Source organism: Thermus neutrinimicus (genome assembly GCF_022760955.1).
Taxonomy (GTDB): Bacteria; Deinococcota; Deinococci; order Deinococcales; family Thermaceae; genus Thermus; species Thermus neutrinimicus.
The window spans coordinates 1-15021 of sequence record NZ_JAKTNU010000008.1; the positions used below are offsets into that span (position 1 = coordinate 1).

17 protein-coding genes are annotated in these 15021 nt (G+C 66.3%); 4 read left to right on the plus strand and 13 right to left on the minus strand.

Annotated elements, in window-relative coordinates; genetic code table 11:
* The 3 genes from L0C59_RS06320 to L0C59_RS06335 form a co-directional block, all read right to left on the minus strand.
* On the minus strand, nt 1-1192 hold a 1192-nt coding region (locus L0C59_RS06320; protein WP_243090431.1), incomplete at its 3' end, for an AMP-binding protein.
* Nucleotides 1193-1249: 57 nt separating this feature from the next.
* Nucleotides 1250-2203 carry an MBL fold metallo-hydrolase gene (locus tag L0C59_RS06325; protein WP_243090433.1) on the minus strand — a complete coding sequence of 318 codons (954 nt, stop codon included), beginning with the start codon at nt 2201-2203 and terminating at the stop codon, nt 1250-1252.
* The gene (locus L0C59_RS06335; protein ID WP_279232572.1) at nt 2200-3093 is read right to left on the minus strand and encodes a phosphohexomutase domain-containing protein; all 894 of its coding nucleotides are present in this window, start codon (nt 3091-3093) and stop codon (nt 2200-2202) included. Before L0C59_RS06335 ends, L0C59_RS06325 begins: the two co-directional genes overlap by 4 nt.
* 67 nt (nt 3094-3160) lie before the next feature.
* On the opposite strand from L0C59_RS06335, the gene L0C59_RS06340 reads away from it, so the two are divergent.
* Nucleotides 3161-5287 (plus strand): ATP-dependent helicase, encoded by a 2127-nt coding sequence (locus L0C59_RS06340; protein ID WP_243090563.1) that lies wholly within the window; start codon nt 3161-3163, stop codon nt 5285-5287.
* A gap of 4 nt (nt 5288-5291) precedes the next feature.
* The gene (locus L0C59_RS06345; RefSeq protein WP_243090434.1) at nt 5292-6017 is read left to right on the plus strand and encodes a hypothetical protein; all 726 of its coding nucleotides are present in this window, start codon (nt 5292-5294) and stop codon (nt 6015-6017) included.
* Here the strand turns inward: L0C59_RS06345 and L0C59_RS06350 are convergent.
* From L0C59_RS06350 to gltX, 4 genes are all read right to left on the minus strand, one after another.
* On the minus strand, nt 6005-6415 hold the full coding sequence (locus L0C59_RS06350) for a disulfide oxidoreductase (protein ID WP_243090436.1): 411 nt from the start codon (nt 6413-6415) through the stop codon (nt 6005-6007). The two genes, L0C59_RS06345 and L0C59_RS06350, sit on opposite strands and share 13 nt — an antisense overlap.
* 172 nt (nt 6416-6587) lie before the next feature.
* Nucleotides 6588-7502 (minus strand): signal recognition particle-docking protein FtsY, encoded by a 915-nt coding sequence (gene ftsY / locus L0C59_RS06355; protein ID WP_243090437.1) that lies wholly within the window; start codon nt 7500-7502, stop codon nt 6588-6590.
* A gap of 42 nt (nt 7503-7544) precedes the next feature.
* Entirely contained in the window at nt 7545-7985 is a 441-nt protein-coding gene (locus tag L0C59_RS06360) for a hypothetical protein (protein ID WP_243090439.1), read from the minus strand.
* A gap of 31 nt (nt 7986-8016) precedes the next feature.
* Nucleotides 8017-9435 (minus strand): glutamate--tRNA ligase, encoded by a 1419-nt coding sequence (gltX, locus tag L0C59_RS06365; RefSeq protein WP_243090440.1) that lies wholly within the window; start codon nt 9433-9435, stop codon nt 8017-8019.
* 54 nt (nt 9436-9489) lie between these two features.
* Here gltX and lptB point away from each other — a divergent pair, with 54 nt between their 5' ends.
* Nucleotides 9490-10218 (plus strand): LPS export ABC transporter ATP-binding protein, encoded by a 729-nt coding sequence (lptB, locus tag L0C59_RS06370; protein WP_243090442.1) that lies wholly within the window; start codon nt 9490-9492, stop codon nt 10216-10218.
* Between the two features lie 3 nt (nt 10219-10221).
* Nucleotides 10222-11628: a DUF3084 domain-containing protein gene (locus L0C59_RS06375; protein WP_243090444.1), complete on the plus strand. Its 1407-nt coding sequence runs from the start codon at nt 10222-10224 to the stop codon at nt 11626-11628.
* Here L0C59_RS06375 and prmC read toward each other — a convergent pair.
* From prmC to rpmH, 6 genes are read right to left on the minus strand one after another with little or no spacing between them, the layout of a single operon-like run.
* A complete protein-coding gene (gene prmC, locus L0C59_RS06380; RefSeq protein ID WP_243090445.1) occupies nt 11536-12393 on the minus strand; it encodes a peptide chain release factor N(5)-glutamine methyltransferase in 858 nt (285 codons plus the stop codon). The genes L0C59_RS06375 and prmC overlap by 93 nt on opposite strands.
* Nucleotides 12356-12946, minus strand: coding sequence for a Jag family protein (locus tag L0C59_RS06385; RefSeq protein WP_243090447.1), 591 nt, complete (start codon nt 12944-12946; stop codon nt 12356-12358). Before L0C59_RS06385 ends, prmC begins: the two co-directional genes overlap by 38 nt.
* A gap of 9 nt (nt 12947-12955) precedes the next feature.
* Nucleotides 12956-14251: a YidC/Oxa1 family membrane protein insertase gene (locus L0C59_RS06390; protein WP_243090448.1), complete on the minus strand. Its 1296-nt coding sequence runs from the start codon at nt 14249-14251 to the stop codon at nt 12956-12958.
* Nucleotides 14248-14502, minus strand: coding sequence for a membrane protein insertion efficiency factor YidD (yidD, locus tag L0C59_RS06395; protein WP_243090450.1), 255 nt, complete (start codon nt 14500-14502; stop codon nt 14248-14250). Before yidD ends, L0C59_RS06390 begins: the two co-directional genes overlap by 4 nt.
* Before the next feature lie 5 nt (nt 14503-14507).
* The gene (gene rnpA / locus L0C59_RS06400; protein ID WP_341474742.1) at nt 14508-14849 is read right to left on the minus strand and encodes a ribonuclease P protein component; all 342 of its coding nucleotides are present in this window, start codon (nt 14847-14849) and stop codon (nt 14508-14510) included.
* The gene (gene rpmH, locus L0C59_RS06405; protein WP_243090453.1) at nt 14846-14992 is read right to left on the minus strand and encodes a 50S ribosomal protein L34; all 147 of its coding nucleotides are present in this window, start codon (nt 14990-14992) and stop codon (nt 14846-14848) included. The genes rnpA and rpmH overlap by 4 nt, the downstream gene beginning before the upstream one ends.
* Nucleotides 14993-15021 lie beyond the last annotated feature (29 nt).

The window sequence follows — 15021 nt, forward strand, 5'->3', positions numbered from 1 at the left end:
TGACGATGAGCTCCCCCACCTCCCCCAGGGGGACCTCCTGGCCCTCCTCGTCCACCACCCGTGCCTCCACCCCGGGGAAGGGTAAGCCCACGCTCCCCAGCTTACGGGGGCCATGGAGGGGGTTGCAGTGGGTTACGGGGCTGGCCTCAGTGAGGCCGTAGCCTTCCACCAACTTGGCTCCCGTAAGGCGTTCAAAGCGCTCGGCCACCTCCACCGGCAAGGGTGCAGAGCCCGAGATGCAAGCCCGTAGGCTCTTTAGGTTCCGTTTCTCGATTCCTGGGAAGTGGTTGAAGGCCACGTAGAGGGTGGGCACCCCGGGGAAGTGGGTCACCCGGTGCTTTTCTATGGCCTCCACGATGGGCTTGATCTCAGGCCGGGGCAGAAGGACCAGCTTGGCCGCTCCCGAAAGGGCCAGGTTCATGGCCACGGTCATGCCGTAGACGTGGAAGAAGGGGATGGCTCCCAACACTACCTCCTTTCCCTCCTGGAAATCGGGGATCCAGGAACGGACCTGGAGGGCGTTGCTGGATAGGTTCCGGTGGGTGAGCATGGCGCCCTTGGCCACCCCGGTGGTGCCCCCCGTGTACTGCAAAAGGGCGAGGTCGTCCAGGTCTAGAGGTACGGGATGGGGCTTACCTGGCTTAAGGAAAGCGCGCCAGGGGGTGCCCTCGAGGCTCCCTGGGGCTTGTCCTTTCCGGCGGAGCATCAGGGGGTAGAGGAGGTTTTGGGGAAAGGGCAGGTAGTCCTGGATACCTGTACGCACCAGGACCTCCACCGGGGCTTCCCCCTTTACCTCCTGGTAGCGGGGAAGAAGAAGGTCCAGGATGACCAGGGCTCTGGCCCCTGAGTCCTTGAGCTGGTGCCGTAGTTCCCGGGGCGTGTACATGGGGTTGGTGTTCACCGCCACGCCCCCCGCCAAGAGAGTGCCGTAGAAGGCGATGACGAACTGGGGGGTGTTGGGGAGCATGATGGCCACCCGGTCCCCCGGCTTCAGGCCGGACTCCTGGAGGCCTTTGGCGAAGGCCTCCACCTGCTGCCATAGGCTTTGGTAGCTAAGACTTCGCCCCAGGAACTCCAAGGCCAGCTTGTGGGGATGGCGGCGGGCGTTTTCCCTTAGGAGCTCGGTGAGTAGCCAGGGCCTGGGGGCCTCTCTGGGGACCCCGGGGTCGTAGTGGGCGTACCAAGGACGCATGGCACCTCCTTGAACCGGGTCAAAGTTTACCCCCACCTGCGGCGTAGGGCAAGGGTTTTAGGCCCGGAAGTACCGGTAGGGGGGGCCTTCCCGCCTTACGTGCCCCTCGAGGCGCAGGTACTCCAGGTGGGCCAGGGTTTCCGCAAAGGCGAAGCGCCTGCCGGCGGCGTCCAGCTCCTGGGGGAAAAGCCTTAAGGAGAGCTCCCAGGCGGTCATGGGGGCTTGAAGGTGGAAAAGCAGGGCCTCCAGGCGCTCCTGGTGGTGGACGATGAGCTCTTGGGCCCGCTTCTCAACCTGGGGAATGGGGCCAAAGTGCCCCGCATACGCCGCCTTGGCTGGTAGTTCCCTCAGGCGCTCCAAGGACGCCAGAAAGTCCTTCAAGGGATTCTCCCGGGTGTAGGCCCAAAGGCCCACGTTGGGGGATACCCGTTCCAAGAGGGCGTCCCCTGCCAGGAGGATTCCTTCCTCCTCCAGATAGAAGGCCACGTGCCCGTCCGCATGCCCTGGGGTCCAGATGACCCTGAGCCTCTTGCCGGCTACCTCCAGCACCTCCCCGTCCTTCAGGGGCGTGGGGTTTTGGGGAGGATGGACCCGCTCCCGGGTCTTGGCCATGGTTTCCCGGATGCCCCAAAGGGCCTCCTCCGGGGTGCCGTGGTCCAGGAAAAGCCGCCAGCTGGCTTCCTCAAAGGTCTCGGGCCGGAGCCAGAAGAGGTGGCCCCGCCCTAGCTCCTCCTGGTGCAAAAAGACCCGGGCCCCAAGCCCTTCAAAAAAGCCCGCCAGGCCGTAGTGGTCCGGGTGGTGGTGGGTGAGGAGGACGGTCTTGACGTCGGCAAAGCAAAGGCCGAGCTCCGCCAGACTGAGCTCCAGGGTGCCCCGGGCGGTCTTGGTGCCCAGGGCGGTGTCCAGGAGGGCCACCTCTCCGTTGCCCCTAAGGAGGTAGAGGTTCACCGTCTTCAAGGGGTAGGGGATGGGCACGGGAAGGAGGTAGAGACCGGGAAGAAGCTCCCTCATAGGAGGACCCTGAGGAGGAGGAGGGCGGCCAGAAAGGGATCCCTTTCCGGGAGGTGCCAGGGGAAGAGGTAGCCTCCCTCGCCATCCGCCTGGACCTCCCTCCCTTCCAGGGCCTGTCCCAGCTTTTCCAGAACCCCTTCCGGGGAAAGCGGTTCCCCGCCGGGTAGGACCACGGCAAGGCGGTCCGCGTCCCCATCCAGGGCCAGGCCCACCGCCGGGGGTTCCACCGCCCTCATGAGGGCGAGGAGGGTGGGGAGGTTTTCCGGCTTGGGGTCGGGGTCCACCCCGTAGAAGAGGGGGTGGGGGAGGGGGTGGAGTTCCCTAAGCTCCGCCTCGAGGCCCAAAAGCTTCCAGACCCCGGGCAACACCCCCCCGCCTGCTCCCCCCAGGGTGTCCAGGTAAACCACGCCCCCTTTCCCCTGGGCTCCCCCTGCGCTTTGGGCCAGGTGTTCCAGATAGGCCTTTTTCCGGTCCAGTACCTGGAAGCTTCCCCGCCCTTGCGGGGCCTCTGGGGGGAGGAGGATGCCTTCTGGGGAGAGGGGCTTTCCCGGGCCCAGGCGGAGCTTTACCCCCTGGTAGCGGGGGGGCTTACGGCTGGCGGTGAGGTAGAACCCGGCCGCCTCCAGTTCCTCCAGGGCGAAGCCGAAGAGGGGCAAGGGGGAAGGGCCTTTCAGGAGGAAGGTTTCCAGGCCCATTCCCCCAAGGATCCCCGCCGCCTCCTCGGCCATCTCCTTGGCCAGAAAACGGGTGTCGTGGGCCACCACCACCCGGCGGACCCCTTCCGCCTCCAGCCGGGCGCCAAACCCCGCCGCCACCCGGGCCAGTTGGGCGAAGGTGAACCCCTTGGCGATCTCTCCCAGGAAGCCGTCTTGGGTGGAGTAGAGCTCCATGCCCTAAAGTCTACCCCGTGGTACACTCTCCCCCGTGGAGCTGGAGGACAAGCGCGGTTCCTCGAGGATGCAGGGACCCCAAAGCAGCCATCCTGGAGACGAGCTCCTTCGCTCCCTAAACGAGGCCCAGCGCCAGGCGGTCTTGCACTTTGAGGGGCCGGCCCTGGTGGTGGCGGGAGCAGGGAGCGGCAAGACCCGCACCGTGGTGCACCGGGTGGCCTACCTCATCGCCGAAAGGGGCGTCTTTCCCTCGGAGATCCTGGCGGTTACCTTCACCAACAAGGCGGCGGAGGAGATGCGGGAGCGCCTCAGGCACATGGTGAAGGGGGCGGGGGAACTTTGGGTTTCCACCTTCCACTCCGCCGCCTTGCGCATCCTGAGGGTATACGGGGAGAGGGTGGGGTTGAGGCCGGGGTTCGTGGTCTACGATGAGGACGACCAGACCGCCCTCATCAAGGAGGTGCTGAAGGAGCTGGGCCTCGCCGCCAGGCCTGGGCCCCTCAAGGCCCTTTTGGACCGCGCCAAGAACCGGGGGGAGGCCCCCGAGTCCCTCCTCTCGGAGCTTCCCGACTACTACGCCGGGCTCAGCCGGGGGAGGCTTCTGGACGTGCTGAAGCGCTACGAGGAGGCCCTCAAGTCCCAGGGGGCCTTGGACTTCGGGGACATCCTCCTCTATGCCCTGCGCCTTCTGGAGGGGGACCCTGAGGTCCTAAGGCGGGTTAGGAGGCGGGCCCGCTTCATCCACGTGGACGAGTACCAGGACACTAATCCCGTGCAGTACCGCTTCACCAAGCTTTTGGCGGGGGAGGAGGCCAACCTCATGGCCGTGGGGGACCCGGACCAGGGCATCTACTCCTTCCGCGCCGCGGACATCAAGAACATCCTGGAGTTCACCCGGGACTTCCCCGGGGCCAAGGTGTACCGCCTCGAGGAGAACTACCGCTCCACCGAGGCCATCCTGCGCTTTGCCAACGCCCTCATCGTGAAGAACGCCCTGCGCCTGGAGAAGACCTTGAGGCCCGTGAAGCCGGGCGGGGAGCCCGTGCGCCTCTACCGGGCCCGGGATGCCCGGGACGAGGCCCGCTTCGTGGCGGAGGAGATCGGGCGCCTGGGGCCCCCCTTTGACCGGGTGGCGGTCCTCTACCGCACCAATGCCCAAAGCCGCCTCCTGGAGCAGGCCCTGGCCTCCCGGGGGATTCCCGCGCGGGTGGTGGGCGGGGTGGGCTTCTTTGAACGGGCGGAGGTGAAGGACCTTTTGGCCTATGCCCGCCTGAGCCTGAACCCCCTGGATGGGGTGAGCCTGAAGCGGGTGCTGAACACCCCTCCCCGGGGCATCGGCCCCGCCACGGTGGAAAAGGTGGAGGCCCTCGCCAAGGAGAAGGGACTTCCCCTTTTTGAGGCCCTTAAGGTGGCGGCGGAGGTGCTTCCTCGCCCTGCCCCCTTGCGCCACTTCCTGGCCTTGATGGAGGAGCTCCAGGAACTCGCCTTTGGCCCAGCTGAGGCATTTTTCCGCCACCTCCTCGAGGCCACCGACTATCCCGCCTACCTGCGGGAGGCTTACCCGGAGGACCACGAGGACCGCTTGGAGAACGTGGAGGAGCTTCTCAGGGCGGCCAAGGAAGCGGAGGGGCTCATGGAGTTTCTGGATAAGGTGGCCCTCACCGCCCGGGCCGAGGAGCCGGGGGAGCCCGCGGGCAAGGTGGCCCTCATGACCCTGCACAACGCCAAGGGGCTGGAGTTTCCCGTGGTCTTCGTGGTGGGGGTGGAGGAGGGGCTTTTGCCCCACCGCTCCTCCTTGAGCACCCTGGAGGGCCTCGAGGAGGAGCGCCGCCTCTTCTACGTGGGGGTGACCCGGGCCCAGGAGAGGCTTTACCTCTCCCATGCCGAGGAGCGGGAGGTCTATGGGCGCACGGAGCCCACCCGGCCAAGCCGTTTCCTGGAGGAGGTGGAGGGGGGGCTTTACCAAGAGTACGACCCCTACCGGTCCTCGGCCAAGGCTTCCCCCTCCCCTGTCCCCGGCGGGGCCCGGGCCGCCAAGCCCGGGGCCTATAGGGGCGGGGAGAAGGTGGTCCATCCCCGCTTTGGCTTGGGAACGGTGGTGGCGGCCATGGGGGATGAGGTGACCGTGCACTTTGAAGGGGTAGGCCTAAAGCGGCTTTCCCTCAAGTATGCCGACCTAAGGCCCGTGGGGTGAAGCCGTGCGCCCGGAGTACCAGAAAGTCCGTCCCCTGGTCTACCTGGAGCGGGCGCCTTCTGGCCTTTTTGACCGCCTGGTGGCCGAGGTGACCACGGCCAGGCTTCCCCTTTTCCCCTATCCCGTGGAGGCCCAGGACCCCATTGCCCTCTTCCCCTGCTTAGCCCCCTTGGGCCTGGCCGGGGCGGTGCTGGCGGAGGCCTTGCCCCCTCCCAGGGACTTAGCCCTAGGCCTTTCCCTGGAGGCGGAGGCCCGGGAGGCAGGGCTTTTGGACCTGGTGGTCCCCCGGGTGCGAGGGCTCGTGGGGCAGTACACGGAAGGGGTGGCCTTGGAGCGGTTTCTCTCCGTCCACTTCCCCGGGGCTAAGGGGTTATGGCTTGGGCCTTTGCGGCCCTCCCTAGCCCCCTTCCTCCGGCCCTTGGGCCAGGTTTCCGTGGTGGCCGGGAGCTTCGCCGAGGGGGATGGTTTTCTCTCCCGCCTGCCGGAACGGGCCCGGGGGCACGTGGCCCTGAGGCCCGAGGAGGCCCGGGCCCTTTCCTTGAGGGTGGACCTCCTCCTCTATGCGGGAGGGCGGCTTAGCCTGGATCTACTTCAGCCCTTTCACGCCCTGGTGGCCATGGCCCAGGTGGAGAGGGGGGTTTGGGAAAGGGTGCAGGTGGTCTACCCTCCGGAGGACCTCCTGGGCTATCGGGTGCGGGCGGTCCTCGAGGGCCTCGGTTACCCCCTTTGACGGGCCTCTCGGGCCAAAAGCCCCATGCTGAGGGCGATGAGGAGGAAGGCGATCAGGGCCTGCAAGGGGATGGGAAACTGGGGGATGTACTCCGCGGAGCAGGGCACCGGGGGCTTGCAGGCCAGGGTGAAGAGGTCGGGGAAGCGTTGCTCTAAAAGGTGCAGGGTGCTGAACCCGGCTCCCACCAGGGAGAGGGCCAGGCTGTAGGGCCAGATGGCGAAATCCTGCCGCCAAAGGGCCAGGCCCAGGAGAACCGCCTGCGGGTACATGAAGATGCGCTGGTACCAGCAGAGTTCGCAGGGCAGGAAAAGGCGCACCTCGGAGTAGTAGAGGCTTCCCAGGGTGGCCACCAGGGCCACCAGCCAAGCGAAGGCCAGGAGGAAAGGGGCGCGCTTCATGGGGAGAGCATACTGCGAGACTGGGACCCATGGGGGAAGCGGACCTTAGGGAGGGGGAGAACTTTTATTGGGAGGAGGGGTGTGGGGTTTCACGGAGGCCCACCTTCACCTTGGGGGTTTTGCTGGGGCTCGGGATGCCGCTATTGCCCTGGGCAAAAAGGAGAAGGGAGGTTTAGCCCTCCAATAGCGCCTCCACGAAGGCCTCGGGGTCAAAGGGCTGGAGGTCGTCGGGACCTTCTCCCACCCCGATGAAGCGGATGGGCACCTTGAGGGTGCGCACGATGGGGATGAGGACCCCGCCCTTGGCGGTTCCGTCCAGCTTGGTGACGATGACCCCGGTGAGGCCCACCGCCTCGTGGAAGCGCTTGGCCTGCTCCAGGCCGTTTTGCCCGGTGACGGCATCCAGGACCAGCCAGACCTCCTTGGGTTCCTGGGGGTTGGCCTTGGCGATGGCCCGCTTCACCTTCTTCAGTTCCTCCATGAGGTTGTGCTTGGTGTGGAGGCGGCCTGCGGTGTCCACCAGGAGGAGGTCGTAACCCCTGGCCTTGCGGGCGCTTGCCGCATCAAAGGCCAAGGCGGCGGGGTCGGCTCCCTCTGGCCCTTGGATGACGGGGATGCCCAGGCGTTTCCCCCACTCGGAAAGCTGGGCGCCCCCGGCGGCGCGGAAGGTATCCCCGGCGCAGAACATCACCTTCTTGCCCAGGCCCTGGTAGTAGCGGCCCAGCTTGGCGATGGTGGTGGTCTTGCCCACCCCGTTCACCCCCACCACCAGGACCACATGTCCTTGGGGCTCCACGGGCTTGGGGTTTTGCGGGCGGAAGCCCAGCTTCCTCAAGGTGGCCCGGCGCTCGTCCGGCTCCAGCATCTGCACGAGCTTCTCCTTAACCGCCTCCTTCAGGTCCTTCCGCCTCGAGGCCCTTACCTCGGCCAGGAGTTCCTCGGTGGCCTCGAGGCCCACGTCGGCGGAAAGGAGGGCCATCTCCAGCTCCTCCAGGACCTCCTCGGGGTTGCCGCCCCAGGGGATAGCGTTGAGGAGGGTTTCCCGGGTCTTGGCGAGGCCGGCCTTCAATCGGTCGAAGAAGCCCATGGTTTCCCTATTGTGCAAGCTCCGCACCCCGCCTTGGGGCCTTTAGCGGAAGCTTACCCCCAGGGCAAGATGCCAGACCTTGGGGAAGTCGGCGAAGCCGTACACGTAAGTGGCCTCGGCAAAAAGGCCCGTGTAGGGGTCCAGCAGGCCCTCCACACCCCCGGTGAAGCTCACCCCGGCGGTGAGGCTTGGCCCCACCACGGCGCTGAGCCCGCCGCCGAAGTAGGGGAGGAAACCCTTTAGGCTAGGGTCGTACTGTCCCAGGTCGGGTTTGAAGAGGAGGGCAGCCTCGAGGGCCACCCCCGGCGCTTTCGGGGCCAGCATGGCGGAGATCCGGCCCGAGAGGTTTTGCCTCAGGTGGCTTTCCAGCCCTGCCCCGAAGGTGAGGCCCAGGGCTTCCCCATGGCCAAACCGCATCTGAATGGCACCCTGGGCGCTGGCCATCCCCAAAAGCAGCAGGAGGGCAAGGAAAAGTCGCTTCATGCTTCCAGTATACCCGGCCTTGTGGGGTGTTTCACGAAGCACCCCCTTCAAGGGCCCGGGCCAGCCGGGCGAGGACCCGCTCCTTGCCGAGGAGGGCCATGATCTCAAAAAGGCCCGGGGTTTCCAGGCTCCCCGTGAGGGCCGCCCTCAGGGGCTGGGCCACCTGGCCCAGCTTCAGGCCCCGTTCCTGGGCGAAGCCCCGGAGGAGGGCATCCAGGGCAGCCTCGCTCCAGTCCGCCTGGGCCCGTAGGAGGGGTTCCACCTCCCGTAGCACGGGAAGGCCTTCCCGCAACTTCTCCAGGGCCTTTTCCGTGAAGGGGTAGTCCTCGCTGAAGAGGTAGGGGGCTTTTTGCGGAAGCTCCTTTAGGGTGTCAAACCGGGGGCGCATGAGCTCCACCGCCCGCCTTAGGTAGGCCTCGCTGGGCCAGGAAAGCCCCGCTGCCTCTAAAAAGGGCTTTGTCCGCTCCACTACCTCCTCCAGGGGGAGGACCTCGCGGATGTACTTGCCGTTAAGCCAGCGGAGCTTCTCCAGGTCGAAGACCGGGCCTCCCAGGGAGACCCGCTCCCAGGTGAAGGCCTCGATGAGCTCCTCCAGGGTGAAGATCTCCCGCCCATCGGGCATGGAAAAGCCCATGAGGGCCAGGTAGTTGCGCAGGGCCTCGGGCAAGAACCCCTCGGCGCGGTACCACTCCAAGGAGGTATGGCCCATCCGCTTGCTGATCTTGGTCTTATCGGGGTTTCTCAGGAGGGGCATGTGGTAGAACTTGGGCACCTCCCAGCCGAAGGCCCGGTAGAGGAGGACATGGATGGGGGTGGAAACCAGCCATTCCTCGGCCCGGATCACATCCGTCACCCCCATGAGGTGGTCGTCCACCACGTTGGCCAGGTGGTAGGTGGGGTACCCATCGGACTTGAGGAGGACCACGTCGGGGATCTCCCCGTTGTCGTAGACCACCACTCCCCGGAGCTCGTCCTTTACCTCGGTGGTGCCGGGCCTCGGCACCTTGAGGCGGATCACGTGGGGCTCGCCCCTCCTCGCCCGTTCCTCGGCCTCCTCGAGGGGGATGTTGCGGGCGCGGCCATCATAGCCACCCTTTTCCTTGCGGATTCTTTCCAGCTCCTCTGGGGTCTCAAAGGCGCGGTAGGCCCACCCCCGCCTGAGGAGCTCCTCGGCGTGCTTTTGGTAGAGGGGTAGGCGTTCCGACTGCCGGTAGGGGCCGTGGGGCCCGCCGATATCCGGTCCCTCGTCGTAGGAGATGCCAAGCCACCTAAGGGCGGCCAGGATGCGCTCCTCCGCCCCCGGCACATAGCGGGTGCGGTCGGTGTCCTCAATGCGCACCAGGAAGCGCCCCCCGTTCTTCCTGGCCCAGACGTGGTTGAAAAGGGCGATATACGCCGTCCCCACGTGGGGGTCCCCCGTGGGGCTTGGGGCGATGCGGGTCACCACCATACCTCGCCCATTATCTCACCCGGGGCTAAAGGTTGGGGCTTAGGCTTTAGGGTAATGGACGGGGAGCTTCTGGCTAAGGGATTGCGCAAGCGCTATGGGCCCAGGGAGGTGGTGCGGGGGGTGGACTTGAGCCTGAAGCGGGGGGAGATCGTGGCCCTCTTTGGCCCCAACGGGGCGGGGAAGACCACCACCTTCTACATGATGGTGGGCTTCATCCGTCCCACGGGAGGGCGGATCTTCCTTAAGGGGCAGGAGGTGAGCCGCCTTCCCATGTACCGCCGGGCCCGGCTGGGCCTGGGGTATCTCCCCCAGGAGCCCTCCGCCTTCCGCAGGATGACGGTATTGGAAAACCTCCTGGCCGTCTTGGAGTTCCAGCCCCTTTCCCGGGCGGAGCGCCTGGAGAAGGCCAAGGCCCTTTTGGAGGAACTGGCCATCTACCACCTCAAGGACCAGATGGCCTACGCCCTCTCCGGGGGGGAGAGGAGGCGGCTGGAGATGGCGCGGGCCCTTTGCACCGACCCCGATTTCATCCTCCTGGACGAGCCCTTTACCGGGGTGGATCCAAAAAACGTGAAAGAGATCCAAAAGGTCATCGCCGAGTTAAGGGAAAGGCGGGGGGTGGGGGTCTTCATCACCGACCACGCGGTGCGGGAGACCCTGGCCATCACCGACCGGGTCTACGTGATGTACGACGGGCAGATTCTTTTCCACGGGGATCCCGATACCTTCGCCCGGGACCAGGGGGTGAGGAGGCACTACCTGGGAGAGGACTACGAGCTTTAGGCCATGACCTTCTGGGCCCTTCTCATCCTGATCCTCCTCCTTGCCGCCTTGGTGGCCTACCTGGGGGACAAGGTGGCCAAGTGGGCGGGGAAGCGGCACTACCGCCTTTTTGGCCTGAGGCCCCGGCAGACCGCCACCCTGGTGGCGGTCCTCACGGGGGTGGGGATCGCCCTCTTCAGCTACCTGGGGTTTCTCCTGGTGTTCCGGGAGGCCCGGGAGGTGATCCTCGAGGCCCAGGCCATCCGCGCCGAACGGGACCAGCTTAGGAGGGAGCAGCAGGTCCTCTTGGAAGCCAAGGCGGCCATGGAGGCCGAGGCCAGCAGGGCTCTGGCGGAGCTCAACGCCCTAAGGGAGGAAAGGAGAACCCTGGCCCAGGCCCTGGAGCAGGCCGGGGTTGTGAGAAGCCGCCTGGAGGAGGAGGCCAAGGCCCTAGCCTCCCAGGTGAAGGCCCTGGAGAGGGAGAAGGAGACCCTGGCCAAGGAGCGGGCGGCCCTCGAGGCGGAGCGCCAGGCCTTAGCCGAAGCCTTGGAGAAGCGGAATCAGGAGCTGGCTCAGAAGGCCAAGGAGGTGCGGGTTTTGGAAAAACGGCTGGCAGCCCTCCAGGAGGCGGCCAGGCGGGCGGAGGCGGAAAGGGCGCGCTTAACCGAGGAAAAAGGGCGCCTGCAGGAAGACGTGCTAAAGGCCCTAGCCCGCTTGGAGGAAACCCGGCGGCAACGCCAGGCCCTCTTCCAGGAGGTGGAGGCCCTTAAGGCCAGCCTAGCCAAGGCCCGGGAGGAGCTTCGCCAGACGGAGGAAAGGGTAAGAAACCTCTTGGTGCAGGCGGAGGTGCTCCAAGGGGAGAGGGGCCAGCTTTCCCAAAGCCTGGTCCGGCTCAGCCAGGGCCTCTACCTGGGGGAGGTGCGCCTGGGGGCGGAGGAGGGAAGGGAGGCCTTGGAGCGGGTGGCCGAGCGCCGGGTCCTTTTCCAGGGTTTCCGGGGAGTGGAGCTTTTGGACGCTCCCCAAGGCCCAGGGCTTGCGGTGCTGGAGGGGGCGGGGTACCGGGAGGGAAGGCTCTTGGTTCGGGTGCGCTTTTATCCCGAGCGCAAGGCCTTCGCCGCCGGGGAGGTTCTGGCCGCCCGCACCTTCCGCCTTTCCACCCAGGCCCGCAACCAGGAGGTCCTCGAGGGCCTGGGGGAGGCCGTGCGGCAAAGGCTTTTGCAGGCGGGGTACGCCCCGGAGTACGCCACCTTTCCCTCCCCTGAGGAGCTGGCCCGCGGGCTTTCCCTCCTTCAGGGGAGAAGGGGGGTGGTGCGGGTGGGGGTGGTGGCGGCCAAGGAGCTATGGACCACGGAGAGGCCCCTTCTCTCCTTCCAACTCCTGGGGGGGCCTCCGGGCCCGGAGGTACCGGTCCCGACCCGCCAAATCCCTTAGCACCTCTACTCCCTCCCAGCCTGCGGCTTGCAGTTCCCGGGCCAGAAGCCCCACGTTTTCCGGGGCAAGTTCCAGGAGGAGGAACCCCCCTGGCCTTAGGGCCTTCCAAGCCTCCTGGGCCAGGGGCCGGGCCACATCCAGCCCTTCCCCTCCCGCGTAGAGGGCCTGGGGGCTTTCAAAGGCCAGCTCCCTGGGGGCCTGGGACCGGTAGGCCTCGGGAAGGTAGGGGGGGTTGGCAAGGATCAGGTCCAGATCCCTCACCCCACCGGTGAGGGGCGCCAGGAGAAGGGTTACCTCCAGCCCCAGCCTGCGGGCGTTTTCCCGGGCTAAGGCCAGGGCCTTGGGATCGGTATCCGTGGCCCACACCTGGGCCTCCGGAAGGTGTTTTTTCAGGGCTAGGGCGATGGCCCCCGTGCCCGTGCCCACATCCAGGATGCGGGGGGCCTTGGGCAGGGGAAGCCTTAGGGCCAGCTCCACCAGGCCCTCCGTCTCGGGCCGGGGGATGAGCACCCCTTCGGCCACCTTTAGGGGCAGGCCGAAGAACTCCACCTCCCCCAGCAGGTACTGCAAGGGATAGCCCTCGAGGCGCTTTTCCAAGAGGGCCAGGGCCCTGGCCTCGGTGCCCGGGGGCGGGGTTTGGGATAGGCCGAGGAGGAGGTCCTTCCGGGAAAGGCCCGAGGCCAAGGCCAGGAGGTCCCAGGCTTCCCTTTCCGGGAGCCCCTTGGCCTTAAGCCTCCTCTCCAGTTCCCGGAGGAGCCTGATCACGGGGATAGACCACCACGTGCCTCTCCTCCCCCTCCCCCTGGCTTTCCGTGGTCACCTGGGGGTGGTTTTTGAGGAGCATGTGGATGATGCGCCTTTCCGAGGGGCGCATGGGGGGGAGGTGGAGGGGTTCCTTGGTCATGGCCACGGCGAGGGCGGCCTCCTCGGCGATCCTGCGGATCCTCTCCTCCTGGCGCTTGCGGTAACCGGCGGCGTCCAGAACCACCCGGTAGGCCCCGCCGAAATGCTTGGCCAGCACCACCCCTGCCAGGTACTCCACCGCCTTTAAGGTGCGCCCCTCCTTGCCGATGAAGCGTCCCAGATCCCCCCCCTTGACCTCCGCCTTGAGGAGGTTGCCCTCCTGGCGGATCTCCACGTAGTGGGCGGGGTCCAGGCGGAGCAAGAGGCCCACCAGAAAGTTTTCCAAAACCTCCTTGGGCCCTTTCTGTGCGGGGCCCGCCTTCCCAGCTTCTTTAAGCTCCACCTCCACCGGGGCTTCCTCCAAAACCCCCAGGTCGGAGAGGAGGTCGTCGATGCTCTTTTTCCTTTCGTCCATGCCCTCAGTTTACGCCGCCAGGGGCTTGAGGCTTTTGTTGATCAGCCACTGCTGCACCAGGCCGATGAGGTTGGAGAGCACCCAGTAGAGGGTCACCCCTGAGGGGAACTGCAGGACCAGGAAAATGAAGATCAGGTTCATGAAGAGGCTTTGCCGGATGAGGTCCTTGTTCCCGTGGGCGGAAAGCCAGGAGGAGAGGAAGGTGGAGGCCACGTAGAGGGCGGGGAGGATGTAGAAGGGGTCGGGGAGGGCCAGGTCGGGGATCCAGAGGAGGCCCTGGCCGAACTCGTAGTTGGCGATCACCTTCCAGAGGATGAAGAGGATGGGCATCTGGATGAAAAGGGGGAGGCAGCCGGCGGCGGGGTTCACCTTGTGCTCCTGGTAGAGCTTCATGGTGGCCTCCGCCCGCTTGTTGGGGTCGTCCTTGTACTTTTCGTTGATCTTCTGGATGAGGGGCTGGAGGCGTTGCATCTCCGCCATGCTCTTGAACTGCTGGTGCATGAGGGGCCAAAGGAGGAGGCGCACCACCAGGGTCAGGAAGAGGATGGCCAGGCCCCAGCTACCCGTGTAGCGGAAGGCCACCTCCATGAGCCAGAGAAGCCCCAAGGAAAGCTGCCCCCAGATGTTGGGGGAAAAGAGCCCGGGAAGGGGGAGAAGGCCCTCCACGTGGAAGCGCACCAGCTCGTTCTGGCCCCCGTAGACCCTCAGGGTTTCCCCGGGAGCCAGGGTAAGGGTGGCCTCCTTGCCCACCAGCTTCCCCGATAGGGGCCCCTGGGCGAAGGCCACCAGGGCATAGCCCGCCTTGGGCCTGGTCTGCCAGGCCAGGTAGGCCAGCTGGCCCTCCCCGCTAGGGGTGGGCTCCTTCTGGCCCTCTAGGAGCACCTTGGGGCTTCCCTGGGCGGAAAGCCTTAGGGTGAGGGGGAAGTCGGCGCTGATCTGGACGGTGTACCGCCCCTTTTCGATGCGGTAGGTGAGGGTACCCTCCCGACCCTGGAAGCGGGCCAGGAGGCGGCCATCCTCCACCTGGTACTCCGCCTCCTCCGGGGTAAAGCCCACCGGGGCCACCACGGGGCCGTTGCCGCTCAGGTTGGGGGCGCGGGTGTAGTCGTGGAAGGCGGTGCCCTTGTAGGTCTTCACGTACCAGCCCACCACCTGGCCCTTCTGGTCGAAGGCCAGGTCCATGAGGTTGGTGACGGCGATCTTCTCCGGAACCCCGTCCCCGTTTACGTCCTGGTCCTTGAAGCCCGCCTCGAGGGCCAGGGCGCCTAAGCCCAGCAGGAAAAGCAGGGATACGAGCCTTTTCATCGGGCCTCCTTTGGGTTAGCGGGTTTTCGGGGCGGGAAGACCAGGGGCACCGGGTCCAGCCCGCCGGGGTGCAGGGGATGGCATTTCAGGATGCGCCTGACGGCCAGGTAGCTTCCCCAGAAGGCCCCATGCCGCTCGAGGGCCTCGAGGGCATAGGCGGAACAGGTGGGGTGGAAGCGGCAGGTCTTGGGTTTCAGAGGGGAGATGAACCTGCGGTATGCCTTGACCAGAAGGATCAGTAAGCCGCGCACGCCGCCTATTGTATCAGTCCGCTCCTCTTGAGGGCGCGGATGAGGTCTTGGAAGAGCTCGGCGTAAGGGGCCTCCCGAGCCTCGGGGTTGGCGATCACCAGGAGGTGGGCCTTGGGAAGGTGGAGGCGGCGGAGGATCTCCTTTAGGCGGCGCTTGATGCGGTTGCGCACCACCGCCTTGCCCACCTTCTTGGACACCACGATCCCCACCCTAAGCTCGGGGGCGGGGAGCCACTTGACGCTTAAAAAACGGCCCCGCCCCATGCGTCCTTGGCGGAGCCTTTGGAATGCCCGGTCGCCCTTAAGGGAAAGGAGTTTACCCCCCGCCAGAGGGGGGGGCTGGCTCAGGTGTTCACCCTGGGGGTGAGGCGCCAGCGGCCCTTCTGCCTTCTCCGCTTCAACACCTTCCTGCCGCCTGGAGTCCTCATGCGGGCCCGGAAGCCGTGGGTCTTGGCCCGCTTCCTCCGGTTGGGTTGCCAGGTCCTTTTCATCCATTTCCCTCCCTGGGGCCTTGGCCCCC